The sequence below is a fragment of the Caloramator proteoclasticus DSM 10124 genome (genome assembly GCF_900129265.1).
Taxonomy (GTDB): Bacteria; Bacillota; Clostridia; order Clostridiales; family Caloramatoraceae; genus Thermobrachium; species Thermobrachium proteoclasticum.
Window position 1 is genome coordinate 1 of record NZ_FQVG01000014.1, and the last position, 14,060, is coordinate 14,060.

The following is a 14,060-nucleotide window of genomic DNA, read 5'->3' on the forward strand; positions in this document are numbered from 1 at the left end:
GAGCTAAAGGCGCATATCTTGGAGCGGGTGATGGGAATCGAACCCACACAACCAGCTTGGAAGGCTGGGACTCTACCATTGAGCTACACCCGCAAGTGGTCGGGGTGACAGGGATTGAACCTGCGACCTCATGGTCCCAAACCACGCGCGCTCCCATCTGCGCCACACCCCGACTGACATAATAAAGTATAATACATAAAAATAAATTCGTCAATACCCTTTTTTATGTTATTTTTTTACTCTATCGTAAATCTTAAGGTATTAACCTCTACTTCTCCATCTTCACTAATATTAAGGACTGCTGCACCTGGCATACCATCCCTTGGTCTTGATGTGCTTCCTGGATTTACAAATAAAACATCTCCTTCTCTGTCTATCCTTTGTACGTGGGTATGTCCATATAAAACAATATCCACCTTTTCCTCAAGAGCCTTTAAATAAAGCTTTAATATATTATAATAAACATCATATCGGTGGCCGTGTACCAATAATATTTTCTTACCACACAATTCTATTATCTTTTCATATTTCACATCCTTACCATAATCGTTGTTACCACATATATATTCTATTGGTTTTTTATATTTCTCATTGACCTTAATAATATCATTAAAATGATCCCCAAGATGAACTATCATATCAAACTCCCCTATCTTACTTAAAGCTCTATCAAGGGAGTATAAATTTCCGTGAGAATCACTGACCACTGCAATCTTCAAAATATTTCCCCCCTATGACCTATTTGCAAAATAATCTTCTAAAAGCTCCTTTAAATTATCTAATGCCCTTGCTCTATGACTAATCTTATTTTTTTCTTCCTCTGAAAGTTCTGCAAAGGTTTTATTTATCTCAGGAACTATAAACAGCGGATCATATCCAAAGCCATTATTTCCTCTTTTATACCTTGAGATAACTCCCTCAACGGTACCTACTGATTTTATTACTTCTCCATCTTTTGTTATAAGAATCATTGTACAAACAAATCTTGCACCTCTATCTTTATCGTCCACATCTTCTAACAACTTTAATAATTTTTCATTATTCTTGTCATAATTACATTCTTCACCCGCAAACCTTGCAGAATATACACCAGGAGCATTATCTAATGCATATACCTCAAGGCCTGAATCATCTGCAAGCACTGCCTCCCCTGTTAAATCGTGTATTGTCTTTGCCTTCTTATATGCATTTTCCTCAAAGGTTTTCCCATCCTCTACAACTTCAACGTCAATTCCCGCATCCTTTAATGATACAATTTCTAATCCAAGTGGCTTTAGTATGTCCTTAATTTCCTTAACCTTATGATTGTTGTTGCTCGCTACTATTAACCTCATCTTCAGTCTCCCTTCTCTCTCCTACTCTAATACCATCTTCACCTAATACCTTCTTTTGTAACATAAAAATTTCATTAAGTCCTGCCTCTGCAAGTTCTAATAACTTTGTAAGTTCCTCCTTTGAAAATGGTCTATCTTCTCCTGTCCCCTGAATTTCTATGTACTCGTTCTTATCTGTCATAACAACATTCATATCAACCTTTGCACTTGAATCTTCTAAGTAGCATAAATCTATCATAGGTATATCGTCCACTATACCAACGCTTATTGCTGCAACATAGTTTTTAATTGGATAAACTTCAAAATTTACTTCCTTATCAAGTTTATTTACAGCATCAACAAGTGCAATAAAGGCACCAGTTATTGAAGCTGTTCTTGTACCTCCATCTGCCTGTATAACATCGCAATCTATCCATATTGTTCTTTCTCCGATTGCCTTAAGGTCTACTACGGAACGCAAAGCCCTTCCTATAAGTCTTTGAATTTCAACAGTTCTTCCATCTAATTTGCCTTTGCTTGACTCCCTTGGTTTACGGGTTTGTGTTGACCTTGGAAGCATACCATATTCACAAGTAATCCATCCTTCTCCTGTTCCCTTTAAAAATGGTGGAACCTTATCCTCAAAGGAAGCGGTACATATAACCTTTGTATCTCCAAACTCAACTAATACAGAGCCCTCTGCGTATTTAGTATAGTTTCTTGTTATCTTTATTTCCCTCATTTGATTATACTCTCTTCCGTCTACTCTCATATATTATCCTCCTTAACTGAAGCTTTATAAATCTCATCCAAATATGGCTGTGTAAGCTTTTCAATTATATTATTTGATTCTAATATTCTATCATATTCAATAATTTTCCCTACAACCTCTGCATTAATACCCTTCTCTTTAAGTTTTGTACAAAGGCCTACCCCGTCTTTACAGGTTATTACCATACTACCACTTGAAATCAGCCTATACGGATCTATATTAAATATTTCACATATTTTTTTAGTCTCCTCAAGTATAGGAATATTCTCCTTTATAATATAAATTCCCTTATTTGACGCCTCCGCTATCTCCCAAATAGCACCTAATACGCCGCCCTCTGTAACGTCGTGCATTGCTGTCACGCCATATTCTACTGCAACTTCTGCTACTTTAACTACACTTATATCCTTAAGTAATTTTTTAGCTCCTTCAATTATATCACCATCTAATTTATTTTTTAAATACTGTTCATATTCGTGGGCCAATATACTTGTTCCCTCAAGTCCTGCATATCCTGTTAAAACTACATCATCACCTACTTCTGCTCCACCTGTTTTAACAAATCTATCCTTTTTACCCTTTCCAATTGCAGTAACAGAAATTACAATTCTATTTACAGCGTCTGTAACCTCTGTATGTCCCCCCAAAACATCTACACCGTGTCTTATGCAGGTTTCATTTATTTCTTCAACAATTCTTTTTATATTTTCTATTGATTCTGTTGGTGGTATTAGCATTGTTATTAAAACACCTAATGGTTTTGTTCCAGATGATGCAATATCATTTAAATTTATGTTAACTGCAAGCTCACCTATGTTTTTTGTGGCTGCAGTTATTGGGTCAGTAGTTAAAACACATACATCATCTCCAAAGCTTATTGCTGCACAGTCCTCCCCTAAACTTGGTCCTACTAAAACCTCCCTATTTTTTATCTCAAATCTATTAAGTATAATCTCCTTTAAAACATCATTTGGTAACTTACCAATATCCATAATATCCCCTCCTTGTTATCTTCTATAATTATACATTTTATTCATATATATTTACAAATATTTTTTAAATATAGTCACTTAACCTGTCCACTATTCATAATATATTTACTAAAGAATATAAACTGGTGGTGTATTAATGGAGGAGAATAATAATTTATTACAACAAATCAGCAATATATATATTGAACTAAAAAAATTCAGCGAGATAAATGTACTTAACACTATTATTTTGTCAGGTTCCGGTATTTTGATAAAGGAAGATGACAAAACAATTGAAAAAATATATAGACACTCGGATGGAAAACTACACGAACTATTCGACAATGCTATACCAATTCAATGCATTTATAAAAAGGCAAAACCAATTTTTATGACTCCAACAGATGAATATGTCAATTTTGGAATATATATGTGGGATATCTCAAGTTTCAATAAGGTTATAAAGGTTGAAGCACAATGCTATGCTATTTTATCTATGCTTAAATTAGCAGAAAAATATAAAGATTCGCGTCCTTATCTTTCTCAAATTCTTATTTATTACTCCTCCCTTTTTTATGATTTTTTGGTTAGTTTTATGCGAGATGAAACTGGTCTTTTTATAGATGTTAAAAATAAAACTAAAAATAGCGACGAAAAAATAAGTATCAAACCTAATAAATCAAACTATAAGCTTTCAGATCAAATACTTGTTTACCTCAGCCTACTATATTTAAATAAAATGTATAATGATGAAATATATAAAAAGTATGCAAAGGACTTAAATATTGAGAGATACCCTGCTGAATTAAATAGTATACTTAATTTTATTTCTGATTCTATAGAAGCTGCACTATCACTTCCATCAAGGCAGTTATCACAGTTTATAGATATATTATATGAATGTAGCAAATTAGATAAAGAATCAGAAAACACAGAAATGTATAGGGAATTTATTGCTCTTTTATGTGATGAAATTATAAACAGAATTAAGGCAAGCGGCGAAGTGGAAAAGGGCGAAAATAATTTCGAGCCTGTCTCCTTCTACACTAATTTAAGATGTGCAAATGCACTTTTTGAAGGTTATTTATCTACAGGTATTGATAAATTCTTAGATGCTTCAAATAAAATAATTAAATATATTTCTTCTTATTATAATAACGACCTTGCTTTATATATACGTGACTATGATAATAAGATAAGCATTTCAATAAGAGACATTGCAGAAATGTTTAAACTATTTAATTACCAATATATAATCAATAAAGATTTTGACTCTCTAAATAGATTAAATAAAACATATTATAACGTTATAAAGCCATCAGGTGTTATGCAAAATGATATGCTAATCACAGATGAAATTGAAGACATATTTGATAATATGAAGGTAAGCACAAAGCCTCCTGTTTTTCTAAAAAGCTTTAGAATAAACTCTAAAAACAGTATTCAAATAAAGGCTTCTAAATATGTTAATACTCAATACTCACTATATAGCTCATACGTCTTTTTAAATTTAGAGAAACCTTCTGATTAAAAAATAATTATATGAACCATACTAAAGTTAAGGAGGGGATTATTTATGACAAATATTAACTGTTCTGCAAATTGCGTACACGAAAAAAACGGTAAATGTACACTTAACCATATCAGCGTTATTGTAAACGCAATTGGTCACGGTACTGATTGTGCCTACTACACACCAAGAAAAGAGACTCCTCCTGAAAAATAAAAAGCCCACATTACGTGGGCTTTTATATTACTTTTGAACATATGCTCTATCAAAGTAAACAAATCCAAGTGGTGACTTATGAACGTCCTTTACATAATCCTTCATACACACAACGTTTACATAGTAGTATAATGGAATTATTGGCATATCGTTCATAAGAATGTCTTCTGCTTCGTGTAGTAATTGAATTCTCTTAACTGGGTCAGATTCTCTCTTTGCAGCATCAACCTTCTTGTCATATTCTGGATTATTATATCCTGCATCATTTTGTCCGCTCTTTGAAGTCCACATATCAAGTAATGTCATTGGATCATTATAGTCTCCTATCCAACCGTGTCTTGCAATTAGATACTCCTTCTTATTTCTTGTTGATTGGAATACCTTCCATTCTTGGTTAGCAAGTTCAACATCTATTCCTAAATTTTCCTTCCACATAGCTTGAATTGCTTGTGCTATATTTTGATGTCCGGCACTTGTATTGTACATAACAGTTATCTTTGGGAATCCCTTTCCATCTGGATATCCAGCTTCAGCAAGTAGTCTCTTTGCTTCTTGTACATCACCTTCAGCCTTGTAGTAATCCTTATTCTTAAAGTCCTTTCCATCAGCCATTATTATACCACTTGGTACAAATGATGTAGCAGGTTGTTGACCAGCCTTTGTAACTGTCTCAATTAAAGCCTTTCTGTCAATTGCAAGTGTTAATGCCTTTCTTACTCTAACATCCTTTAGAGCCTTTGCAGCTGCTGCATCTATCTTATCTGCATTATCAGTTAAATTAATTACATAGAAGTATGTTCCAAGATATGGATATTTCTTAGCTACTCCTTGGCTTAATAGTGTTGGAATTTGTTGTGTTGGTGGTGATTCAATAAAATCTAATTCTCCTTGTTGGAAGGATGTTAATGCAGTATTTTGGTCATCAATCATTCTAATTTCTATTCTATCTAACTTAACGTTTGCTGCATCAAAATAGTTTGGATTCTTTTCAAGAATTAATGCTTCTTTTATTTTCCATTCCTTTAGCTTGAATGGACCGTTTCCTATGTATGTTTCTGGATTAGTTGCCCATTTTTCCTTATCCTTTTCAACTATATCCTGTCTTACAGGCATATAAGTTGGGAATGCAGTAAGTGATAGGAAATATGGTGTTGGATACTCAAGATTTACTTCAAGTGTATAATCATCAAGTGCCTTAACTCCTACATCTTCTGCCTTTCCATTGCCAGTATTGTAAGCTTCAGCATTCTTTAGGTAGTATAATTGATAAGCATATTCTGCTGCTGTCTCTGGAGCAAGAGCTCTCTTCCAAGCATATTCAAAATCCTTAGCAGTAACTGGCTTTCCATCTGACCACTTAACATCTTTTCTTAAATAGAACTTATAAGTCATTCCATCTGCTGAAACATCCCACTTTTCTGCAACACCTGGAACTGGTTGGTCTTTTGCATCAAGTCTTGTTAGTCCAACAAATGTGTTAACAATTACAGTTGCACCATCTACTGCACTATTTAGTGCTGGGTCAAGTGTCTTAGGCTCTGAACCTAAGTTGTACTTAATTACTTGTTCTGCCTTCTTTTCGCCTTCTTTGCCTGACTTAGCACAGCCTGCAAACAGTGATACTGAAAGCACAGCTGTTAATGCTAATGTCAAAAACTTAGCTGCTTTCTTCCTTAACATCTCAATTCCTCCCCTTTAATATAGTTTAATATAATTTTATTATGTTTCGGCAGCATTTATGCCGCCGAAATTATTAATATAAATGACAGGCAACAAAATGTCCTCCACCCATATCCTTAAACACAGGTTCTTGTTCGCTGCATATTGGTTTTGCATATCTACATCTATTCTTAAACCTACATCCAGGTGGTGGGTCTATTGGTGATGGGATTTCTCCCTCAAGAACTATTCTCTTCTTCTTTGCTGACTCATCTGGGTCTGGTATTGGTATTGCTGAAAGCAATGCTTGTGTATATGGATGTAGTGGTTTTGTATAAAGTTCATTACTGTCTGCAAGTTCAACTAACTTACCAAGATACATAACCCCAACTCTATTAGATATGTGCTTAACCATCGATAAATCGTGTGCTATAAATAGGTAAGTTAGTCCTAAATCTGACTGTAAATCCTCAAGCATATTTACAACCTGTGCTTGAATTGAAACGTCAAGTGCTGATATAGGCTCGTCACATATTATAAACTCTGGTTGAACTGCAAGTGCTCTTGCTATACCAATTCTCTGTCTTTGACCACCTGAGAATTCGTGTGGATATCTACTTGCGTGTTCGCTGTTTAATCCTACTCTATTTAACAGATATTGTATTCTCTCTTCCCTTTCCTTTGGTCCCATAAGCTTATGAACATCTATTGCCTCTCCAATAATATCACCAACTGTCATTCTTGGGTCAAGAGAAGCATATGGATCTTGGAATATCATCTGCATCTTTTTTCTATACTCTAACATTTGTTTATCACTAAACTTTGCGATATCAACACCATCATAAATTATTTGGCCATCTGTTGGTTCATATAGCTTTATTATTGTTCTACCACAGGTAGTCTTTCCACAGCCTGATTCGCCAACAAGTCCTAAAGTTTCTCCCTTATTTATAGTAAAGGAAACATTATCAACTGCCTTTAGGTAGTGAGCTGTTTTGTTAAATAAACCTTTTTTAATAGGAAAGTATTTCTTTAAATTTTTAATCTCTAAAAGAGGCTTATTCATTATAGGTCCCCCCTTCTTATAGGTGCTTCAACCTTTGGTGCATCCTTATGATTTAACCAGCACGCTGCTTTATGTCCTTCTCCTATTTCAAATAAAGGAGGCCTTTGTGTCATACAAATTCTCATTGCATATTGACATCTTGGTGCAAATGGACAACCTGCAGGTGGTTTTAAAAGATCTGGTGGTTGACCATCTATTGGTTTAAGTCTCTCCTTAACAAGATTCTTTGGGTTTGGTACGCTGTTTAAAAGTCCCCAAGTATATGGGTGTTTTGGATTATAGAATATATCCCTTGTAGTACCTGTTTCTGCAATAAGTCCACCATACATTACATTTATTCTGCTGCATAGGTCTGCAACAACTCCAAGGTCGTGAGTTATTAATATAATAGATGTATTTATTTTTTGTTTTAAATCCTTCATTAATTCCAAAATTTGTGCTTGTATTGTAACATCAAGAGCTGTTGTTGGTTCGTCTGCAATAAGAAGCTTTGGTTCACAGGCAAGTGCCATTGCTATCATAACTCTCTGTCTCATACCACCTGAAAATTCGTGTGGATATTGACTCATTCTGCTCTTTGGGCTTGGTATTCCAACAAGCTCCAACATATGAACAGCTCTATTAAATGCTTCTTCCTTTGACATCTTTTTATGTTTTATAAGTGGTTCCATTAATTGGTCGCCAACTGTTAAAACTGGATTTAATGATGTCATTGGATCTTGAAATATCATTCCTATTTCATTTCCTCTAACCTTTTGCATTTCATTTTCAGGAAGTTTTGCTAAGTCCCTTCCTTCAAATAGAATTTCTCCTTCCACTATCTTACCATTATCTGCTAAAAGTCTCATAACAGACATCATAGTAATACTCTTACCACTACCTGATTCACCAACTATACCTATAGCTTCACCTTTATCTAAATGAAAACTAACTCCTCTTACAGCTTGAACTTCTCCTACGTGTGTAAAAAATGAAGTTCTTAAATTTTTTATTTCAAGCAATCTTTCCATTATGTTACCCCCTAACTACTTACGCATCTTTGGATCCAGAGCGTCTCTTAGACCATCTCCAAGGAAATTAAAGGCAAGTATTGTAAGTGAAATTGCAAGTGCTGGGAACAATAATTGGTATGGATAAACTTGCAATCCTTCCAATGCTTCTGATGCTAATGTTCCCCAGGATGCCTTTGGAACTGAAACTCCAAGCCCTATAAAACTTAAGAAGGATTCTGTAAATATAGCTGATGGAACTGATAGCGTAAGTGTTACTATTATTGGTCCCATACTGTTTGGTATTAAGTGTCTAAGTAGTATTCTTGCGTTGCTTGCACCAAGGGTTCTTGCTGCAAGTACAAATTCCTGTTGCTTTAATGAAAGAATCTGTGCTCTAACAATTCTTGCCATTGAAAGCCAATATGCTATTGCAAGAGCTACAAGTATACTTCCAAGTCCTGGTTTAAATATAAGCATAAGTAGAATTACATATATCATCATTGGAATTGAGTAAAGTATATCTACTATTCTCATCATTATAAGGTCAACTTTTCCTCCAAAGTAACCTGATATACCTCCGTATAGAACTCCAATAACAAGGTTTAGCACGCTTGCTGCATAGCCAACTGTTAAGGAGATTCTTGCACCATAAAGTACTCTTACAAATATATCTCTACCAAACATATCTGTTCCAAACCAAAACTTTGAATTTGGAGGTTGGTTTGAGTATTTGTAGTTTTGTGTTGCATAATCTATACCTCTAAACATCTTAACAAGTGGTGGTCCTACTATTGCTAAAAGTGTTATGAATAAAACAAAATATAAACCAAACATTGCAAGCTTATTTTGTTTTAATCTTCTCCAAGCATCCTGCCAATATGTTTCACTTGGTCTTACAATTGTATTTAAATCCTTTTCACTCTCAGGAACTCTTTCAAACATATCCTTAGTTATATCCATATTTATATCCATCTATATCACCCCTTATGCCTCTAATTTAATTCTTGGGTCTATCACAGCATATAGCAAGTCTACTATTAGATTACATACTACAAGAAGGGTGCTGTAAAAAATTGTTGTACCCATAATAAGCATAAAATCTCTGTTACCAATACTTGTTACAAATTCTCTACCAAGTCCTGGTATAGCAAAAATCTTTTCTATAACGAAGCTACCTGTTAAAACACCCGCTACAAGTGGTCCAAGATAAGTTACTACAGGTATAAGTGCATTTCTTAGGGCGTGTTTATATATAACAACGTTTCTTGATAGCCCCTTTGCCTTTGCAGTTCTTATATAGTCTTGTCTTATAACATCAAGTAAGCTTGAACGAGTAAGTCTTGCTATAAAGGATAATGAATAACCACTAAGTGCAAGTGCAGGTAATATCATATATTTAGGTCCTGCAAAGCCTGATGATGGTAATAATCTTAATTTAACTGAAAATACATACATAAGTAATGTTGCTATAACGAAGCTTGGAACTGTAACTCCCAGTGTCGCAATAACCATAACTAATCTATCCTGCCATTTACCTTGGTTTAGTGCCGCAACAACTCCTAAGTAAATTCCTAAAATCAATGAAAATATTATTGAAACTGCTCCTAACTTTGCAGAAGCCGGGAATGAATATGCTATCATTTCATTAACTGTTCTACCTTCATACTTTAAAGTAGGGCCTAAATCTCCTCTACTTAAATTCTTTAGATACATTACATATTGTTCATATAGAGGCTTATTTAATCCATACTTTGCCTCAAGATTTGCTTTTATTTTTGGTGGCAATGGTTTTTCATTGTCGAATGGTCCACCTGGCAATGCGTGCATTAAAAAGAATGTTGCAGTAAGTACTACAAATAGTGTGATAACACTCGTAACCAGTCTCTTGATGATGTAGTTAATCATTCTTCTCTCCTCCTTAAAATAATGTTCCCCCTCATAGGTTAAACAGATTTTAAATAAATATTAAACTAAAACCTAAAAAAAATCAATAAAATTTTTTGTGTATTGCGACACTTGAATTTAAAATTAATTTAATTTTCTTTTAGTAATATTATTATACTATATTTTTTCATTATATCCTTCTGTATTTTTATGGTTTTATTTACAAATGTTAAAATTATGATATTTTATAGATGATATTATTGCACATAAATTATTTTTATGCAACTAAATTTTAGTTTTTTACATATTTTTAATGCATATTTATTCTTTTTAATAAATTAAATAATTTAATAATTTCATATTAATTAATGTTAATTTTTCTTAATATTTTAATTTTTTCTTCAATTTTTATGTTTTTTGCTTTTATTTTTCTGAATTTTATATAAAAATAAAAGATAGGGTTTTTACCCTATCTTTTTTGCAATTCTTCTTCCACTAACTTATTAACAAGCTGCGGATTTGCCTTTCCCTTTGATGCCTTCATAACTTGACCAACTACAAATCCCATAGCCTTTGTCTTACCATTCTTAAAGTCTTCAACTGATTGTGGATTTTCATCTAAAACCTTATTTACTATATCCCTTATGGCATTTTCATCAGAGATTTGAACCATTCCCTTTTCATTAACTATCTTTTCAGGATCGTCTCCTGTTTCAAACATATCCTTAAATACCTTCTTTGCTATTGTACCTGTTATTGTTCCATTGTTTATAAGTTCAATTAGCTTTGATAGATGTTTAGGTTGAACTTTAATATCCTCTATACTCATCTCTCTATCGTTTAAAGTTCTTAAAACTTCACCCATAATCCAGTTACTTGCATCCTTTGGTGAAGCTCCTTCTTTAACAGTATCTTCAAAAAATGCAGCAAGTGCCTTAGATGATGTAAGTATTGAGGCATCATACTCTGGAAGGCCATATTCGCTTATATATCTTGCCCTCTTTTTATCTGGTAATTCTGGAAGCGTACTTTTAACATTGTTTATCCATTCATCATCAACAACTAAATAAACCATATCTGGTTCTGGGAAATATCTATAATCGTGGGCCTCTTCTTTACTTCTCATAACAACAGTTTCGCCCTTTGCCTCGTCCCATCTTCTTGTTTCCTGTACTATTTTTTCTCCTCTATTTATAGCTTCTATTTGTCTTTTTATTTCATATTCAATTGCCTTTTCTACCGCTTTAAAGGAGTTCATATTTTTTATTTCTGTCTTTACGCCAAATTCAGTTGAACCCTTAGGTCTTACTGAAACATTGGCATCACATCTAAGTGAACCTTCCTCCATCTTGCAGTCTGAAACTTCTGTATATTGAAGTATAGCCTTTAAATTTTCTAAATACATCTTTGCCTCTTGGGCAGTTCTCATATCTGGCTTTGAAACAATCTCAATTAAAGGTACGCCTGAACGGTTAAAATCAACATAGGTTCCATCTTCTCTATGTAGAGCCTTTCCTGCATCCTCCTCAATATGTATTCTTTGAATTCCTATTTTTTTTGTTCCCTCTTCTGTTGTAATTTCAATATATCCATTTTTACAAAGAGGAGTTTCGTCTTGAGTTATTTGATAGTTCTTTGGGCAGTCAGGATAAAAATAATTTTTTCTTGCCATATATGTTTCTTTATTTATTTCACAGTTTAGAGCAAGACCTGCCTTCATCGCATAAGTTACAACTTCTTTATTTAAAACAGGTAAGGCACCTGGAAGTCCCATACATACAGGACAACAGTGGGTATTTTGTTCTCCACCAAACTCTGTTGTACAACCGCAATATATCTTTGTTTTTGTTGAAAGTTCAGCGTGAACTTCAAGTCCAATTATTGCTTCAAACTCCATTTTTACACCTCCTATTAGATGCTTGGTCTAACCTTTGAAAATTCAGTTTCTCTTTCAAAGGCGTGGCCTACCTTAATTAATGTTCCCTCATCAAAGTAATTTCCAACAAGCTGCATTCCAACTGGAAGACCTCCAACAAAACCTGCTGGTATTGAAATAGCTGGAACTCCTGCAATATTTATCGGAACTGTATAGATGTCTGATAGATACATTTCAAGTGGATTATTAGATTTTTCTCCAATCTTAAAGGCAACAGTTGGTGATGTAGGAGTAAGTATTACATCAACATCCTCAAAGGCCCTCTTATATTCGTTTATAATTAGAGTTCTAACCTTAAGTGCCTTTTTATAGTAAGCATCATAATATCCTGCAGAAAGTGCATATGTACCAAGCATAATTCTTCTCTTTACTTCATCTCCAAAACCTTGGCTTCTTGATTTTACATAAAGATCGACAACATCTTCAAAGTCCTTTGCTCGATATCCATATCTTATACCATCAAATCTTGCAAGATTTGAACTTGCCTCTGAACTTGCAAGAATATAGTAAACTGCAAGGGCATACTTTGACATTGGTAGGCTTATTTCTTTAATTTCTGCCCCAAGCCTTCTTAAAACTTCGATTGCATTTTCTATTTCTCTTCTTACATCTTCATTTAATCCTTCTGCGAAACATTCCTTTGGTATACCTATCCTTAATCCCTTTATATCTTGATTTAAATATTTTGTATAATCCTCAACTTCCCTCTTTGCACTTGTTGAATCCATCTCATCATATCCTGCAATCGCCTTTAGAACGTGAGCACAGTCCTCAACATCCTTTGTAAATGGTCCTATTTGGTCAAGGGATGAAGCAAAGGCAACAAGACCATATCTTGATATTCTTCCATAGGTTGGTTTTAAACCTACAACACCGCATAAGGAAGCAGGCTGTCTTATTGAACCACCTGTATCTGAACCTAAAGTATAGTAGGCCTCTCCAGCTGCAACAGCTGCTGCAGAACCACCTGATGAACCACCAGGAACTCTTTCTAAATCATATGGATTTCTTACCTTCTTAAAGGCTGAGTTTTCTGAAGAAGAACCCATAGCAAATTCATCCATATTAAGCTTTCCTAAAATAACAGCATCATTTTGTTTTAAAAGCTTTGTAACGTGTGCATCATAGGGTGATACAAAGTTTTGTAGCATCTTTGAAGCACAGGTAGTCTTTAGACCTTCTACACATATATTGTCCTTTATAGCCATTGGAATACCTGCAAGGAAGGAAACTTCTTCTCCCCTTCTTATCTTTTCATCTACTTCCCTTGCCTTATTTAATGCACCCTCTTCATCTATTTGAAGATATGCACCTATCTTATCATCTACGCTACTTATTCTGTCTAATGTATTTTTGGTAAGCTCTACACAACTTACCTCACCTTTATTTATAAGTTCTCTTATTTCGTGAAGTGTTTTAGTATGCACCTATATCCCTCCTATTCAATAACCTTTGGTACTTTAACAAATCCATCTTGAGAATCTGGTGCGTTTTTAAGTAGAGAATCTCTATTGAAGGAATCCTTAACTACATCCTCCCTTAATGCATTTTCTACTCTGTAGGCACCTATGCTTATTTCTACATTTTCTGTATCAACCTCGTTTAGCATCTCAACATAGTTTAAAATACCATTTAAATCCTCTGTAAACCTTTGCTTTTGTTCTTCTGTAAACTCAAGTCTTGCAAGCTTTGCAACGTATTCTACATCGCGAATAGTAACTAACATATAAACACCTTCCCT

14 protein-coding genes and 2 tRNA genes are annotated in these 14,060 nt (G+C 34.1%); 2 read left to right on the forward strand and 14 right to left on the reverse strand.

Features of this window, described 5'->3' with window-relative positions; genetic code table 11:
- Positions 1–19: 19 nt before the first annotated feature.
- The 6 genes from BUB63_RS04855 to BUB63_RS04880 form a co-directional block, all read right to left on the reverse strand.
- A tRNA-Gly gene (locus BUB63_RS04855) sits at positions 20–93 on the reverse strand.
- Between the two features lie 3 nt (positions 94–96).
- A tRNA-Pro gene (locus BUB63_RS04860) sits at positions 97–172 on the reverse strand.
- 64 nt (positions 173–236) lie between these two features.
- Positions 237–719 (reverse strand): metallophosphoesterase, encoded by a 483-nt coding sequence (locus BUB63_RS04865; RefSeq protein WP_073248152.1) that lies wholly within the window; start codon positions 717–719, stop codon positions 237–239.
- Between the two features lie 12 nt (positions 720–731).
- Positions 732–1,334, reverse strand: coding sequence for an XTP/dITP diphosphatase (locus BUB63_RS04870; RefSeq protein WP_073248154.1), 603 nt, complete (start codon positions 1,332–1,334; stop codon positions 732–734).
- Positions 1,300–2,085: a ribonuclease PH gene (gene rph, locus BUB63_RS04875; RefSeq protein WP_073248156.1), complete on the reverse strand. Its 786-nt coding sequence runs from the start codon at positions 2,083–2,085 to the stop codon at positions 1,300–1,302. The genes BUB63_RS04870 and rph overlap by 35 nt, the downstream gene beginning before the upstream one ends.
- A complete protein-coding gene (locus tag BUB63_RS04880) occupies positions 2,082–3,077 on the reverse strand; it encodes an AIR synthase family protein (protein ID WP_073248158.1) in 996 nt (331 codons plus the stop codon). Before BUB63_RS04880 ends, rph begins: the two co-directional genes overlap by 4 nt.
- Positions 3,078–3,213: 136 nt before the next feature.
- On the opposite strand from BUB63_RS04880, the gene BUB63_RS04885 reads away from it, so the two are divergent.
- Both BUB63_RS04885 and BUB63_RS04890 read left to right on the forward strand, forming a co-directional pair.
- Entirely contained in the window at positions 3,214–4,587 is a 1,374-nt protein-coding gene (locus BUB63_RS04885; protein ID WP_073248159.1) for a hypothetical protein, read from the forward strand.
- Between the two features lie 45 nt (positions 4,588–4,632).
- On the forward strand, positions 4,633–4,782 hold the full coding sequence (locus BUB63_RS04890) for a hydroxymyristoyl-ACP dehydratase (protein ID WP_073248161.1): 150 nt from the start codon (positions 4,633–4,635) through the stop codon (positions 4,780–4,782).
- 27 nt (positions 4,783–4,809) lie between these two features.
- Here the strand turns inward: BUB63_RS04890 and BUB63_RS04895 are convergent, their stop codons facing one another.
- The 8 genes from BUB63_RS04895 to gatC all read right to left on the reverse strand — a co-directional run bounded on the left by BUB63_RS04895 (position 4,810) and on the right by gatC (position 14,045).
- On the reverse strand, positions 4,810–6,462 hold the full coding sequence (locus BUB63_RS04895; protein WP_073248163.1) for a peptide ABC transporter substrate-binding protein: 1,653 nt from the start codon (positions 6,460–6,462) through the stop codon (positions 4,810–4,812).
- 73 nt (positions 6,463–6,535) lie between these two features.
- A complete protein-coding gene (locus BUB63_RS04900; RefSeq protein ID WP_073248165.1) occupies positions 6,536–7,507 on the reverse strand; it encodes an ABC transporter ATP-binding protein in 972 nt (323 codons plus the stop codon).
- The gene (locus BUB63_RS04905; RefSeq protein ID WP_073248167.1) at positions 7,507–8,517 is read right to left on the reverse strand and encodes an ABC transporter ATP-binding protein; all 1,011 of its coding nucleotides are present in this window, start codon (positions 8,515–8,517) and stop codon (positions 7,507–7,509) included. The genes BUB63_RS04900 and BUB63_RS04905 overlap by 1 nt, the downstream gene beginning before the upstream one ends.
- Positions 8,518–8,532: 15 nt before the next feature.
- Complete coding sequence (locus BUB63_RS04910) at positions 8,533–9,471, reverse strand: ABC transporter permease (RefSeq protein WP_198011947.1); 939 nt, start codon at positions 9,469–9,471, stop codon at positions 8,533–8,535.
- A 12-nt stretch (positions 9,472–9,483) separates the two neighbouring features.
- Positions 9,484–10,404 carry an ABC transporter permease gene (locus BUB63_RS04915; protein ID WP_073248169.1) on the reverse strand — a complete coding sequence of 307 codons (921 nt, stop codon included), beginning with the start codon at positions 10,402–10,404 and terminating at the stop codon, positions 9,484–9,486.
- A 448-nt stretch (positions 10,405–10,852) separates the two neighbouring features.
- A complete protein-coding gene (gene gatB, locus BUB63_RS04920) occupies positions 10,853–12,280 on the reverse strand; it encodes an Asp-tRNA(Asn)/Glu-tRNA(Gln) amidotransferase subunit GatB (RefSeq protein WP_073248171.1) in 1,428 nt (475 codons plus the stop codon).
- Between the two features lie 14 nt (positions 12,281–12,294).
- Entirely contained in the window at positions 12,295–13,746 is a 1,452-nt protein-coding gene (gene gatA / locus BUB63_RS04925) for an Asp-tRNA(Asn)/Glu-tRNA(Gln) amidotransferase subunit GatA (RefSeq protein WP_073248173.1), read from the reverse strand.
- An 11-nt stretch (positions 13,747–13,757) separates the two neighbouring features.
- Complete coding sequence (gatC, locus tag BUB63_RS04930) at positions 13,758–14,045, reverse strand: Asp-tRNA(Asn)/Glu-tRNA(Gln) amidotransferase subunit GatC (RefSeq protein WP_073248175.1); 288 nt, start codon at positions 14,043–14,045, stop codon at positions 13,758–13,760.
- Between the last annotated feature and the right edge of the window lie 15 nt (positions 14,046–14,060).

Excerpts from the sequence above, each read along its gene's own strand:
- gatB (WP_073248171.1), bottom strand. The coding sequence starts at position 12,280 with ATGGAGTTTGAAGCAATAATTGGACTTGAAGTTCACGCTGAACTTTCA.
- BUB63_RS04895 (WP_073248163.1), bottom strand. The coding sequence starts at position 6,462 with ATGTTAAGGAAGAAAGCAGCTAAGTTTTTGACATTAGCATTAACAGCT.
- BUB63_RS04890 (WP_073248161.1), top strand. The coding sequence starts at position 4,633 with ATGACAAATATTAACTGTTCTGCAAATTGCGTACACGAAAAAAACGGT.
- BUB63_RS04885 (WP_073248159.1), top strand. The coding sequence starts at position 3,214 with ATGGAGGAGAATAATAATTTATTACAACAAATCAGCAATATATATATT.
- BUB63_RS04915 (WP_073248169.1), bottom strand. The coding sequence starts at position 10,404 with ATGATTAACTACATCATCAAGAGACTGGTTACGAGTGTTATCACACTA.
- BUB63_RS04910 (WP_198011947.1), bottom strand. The coding sequence starts at position 9,471 with ATGGATATAAATATGGATATAACTAAGGATATGTTTGAAAGAGTTCCT.
- BUB63_RS04870 (WP_073248154.1), bottom strand. The coding sequence starts at position 1,334 with ATGAGGTTAATAGTAGCGAGCAACAACAATCATAAGGTTAAGGAAATT.
- gatC (WP_073248175.1), bottom strand. The coding sequence starts at position 14,045 with ATGTTAGTTACTATTCGCGATGTAGAATACGTTGCAAAGCTTGCAAGA.
- BUB63_RS04880 (WP_073248158.1), bottom strand. The coding sequence starts at position 3,077 with ATGGATATTGGTAAGTTACCAAATGATGTTTTAAAGGAGATTATACTT.
- BUB63_RS04905 (WP_073248167.1), bottom strand. The coding sequence starts at position 8,517 with ATGGAAAGATTGCTTGAAATAAAAAATTTAAGAACTTCATTTTTTACA.
- rph (WP_073248156.1), bottom strand. The coding sequence starts at position 2,085 with ATGAGAGTAGACGGAAGAGAGTATAATCAAATGAGGGAAATAAAGATA.
- BUB63_RS04900 (WP_073248165.1), bottom strand. The coding sequence starts at position 7,507 with ATGAATAAGCCTCTTTTAGAGATTAAAAATTTAAAGAAATACTTTCCT.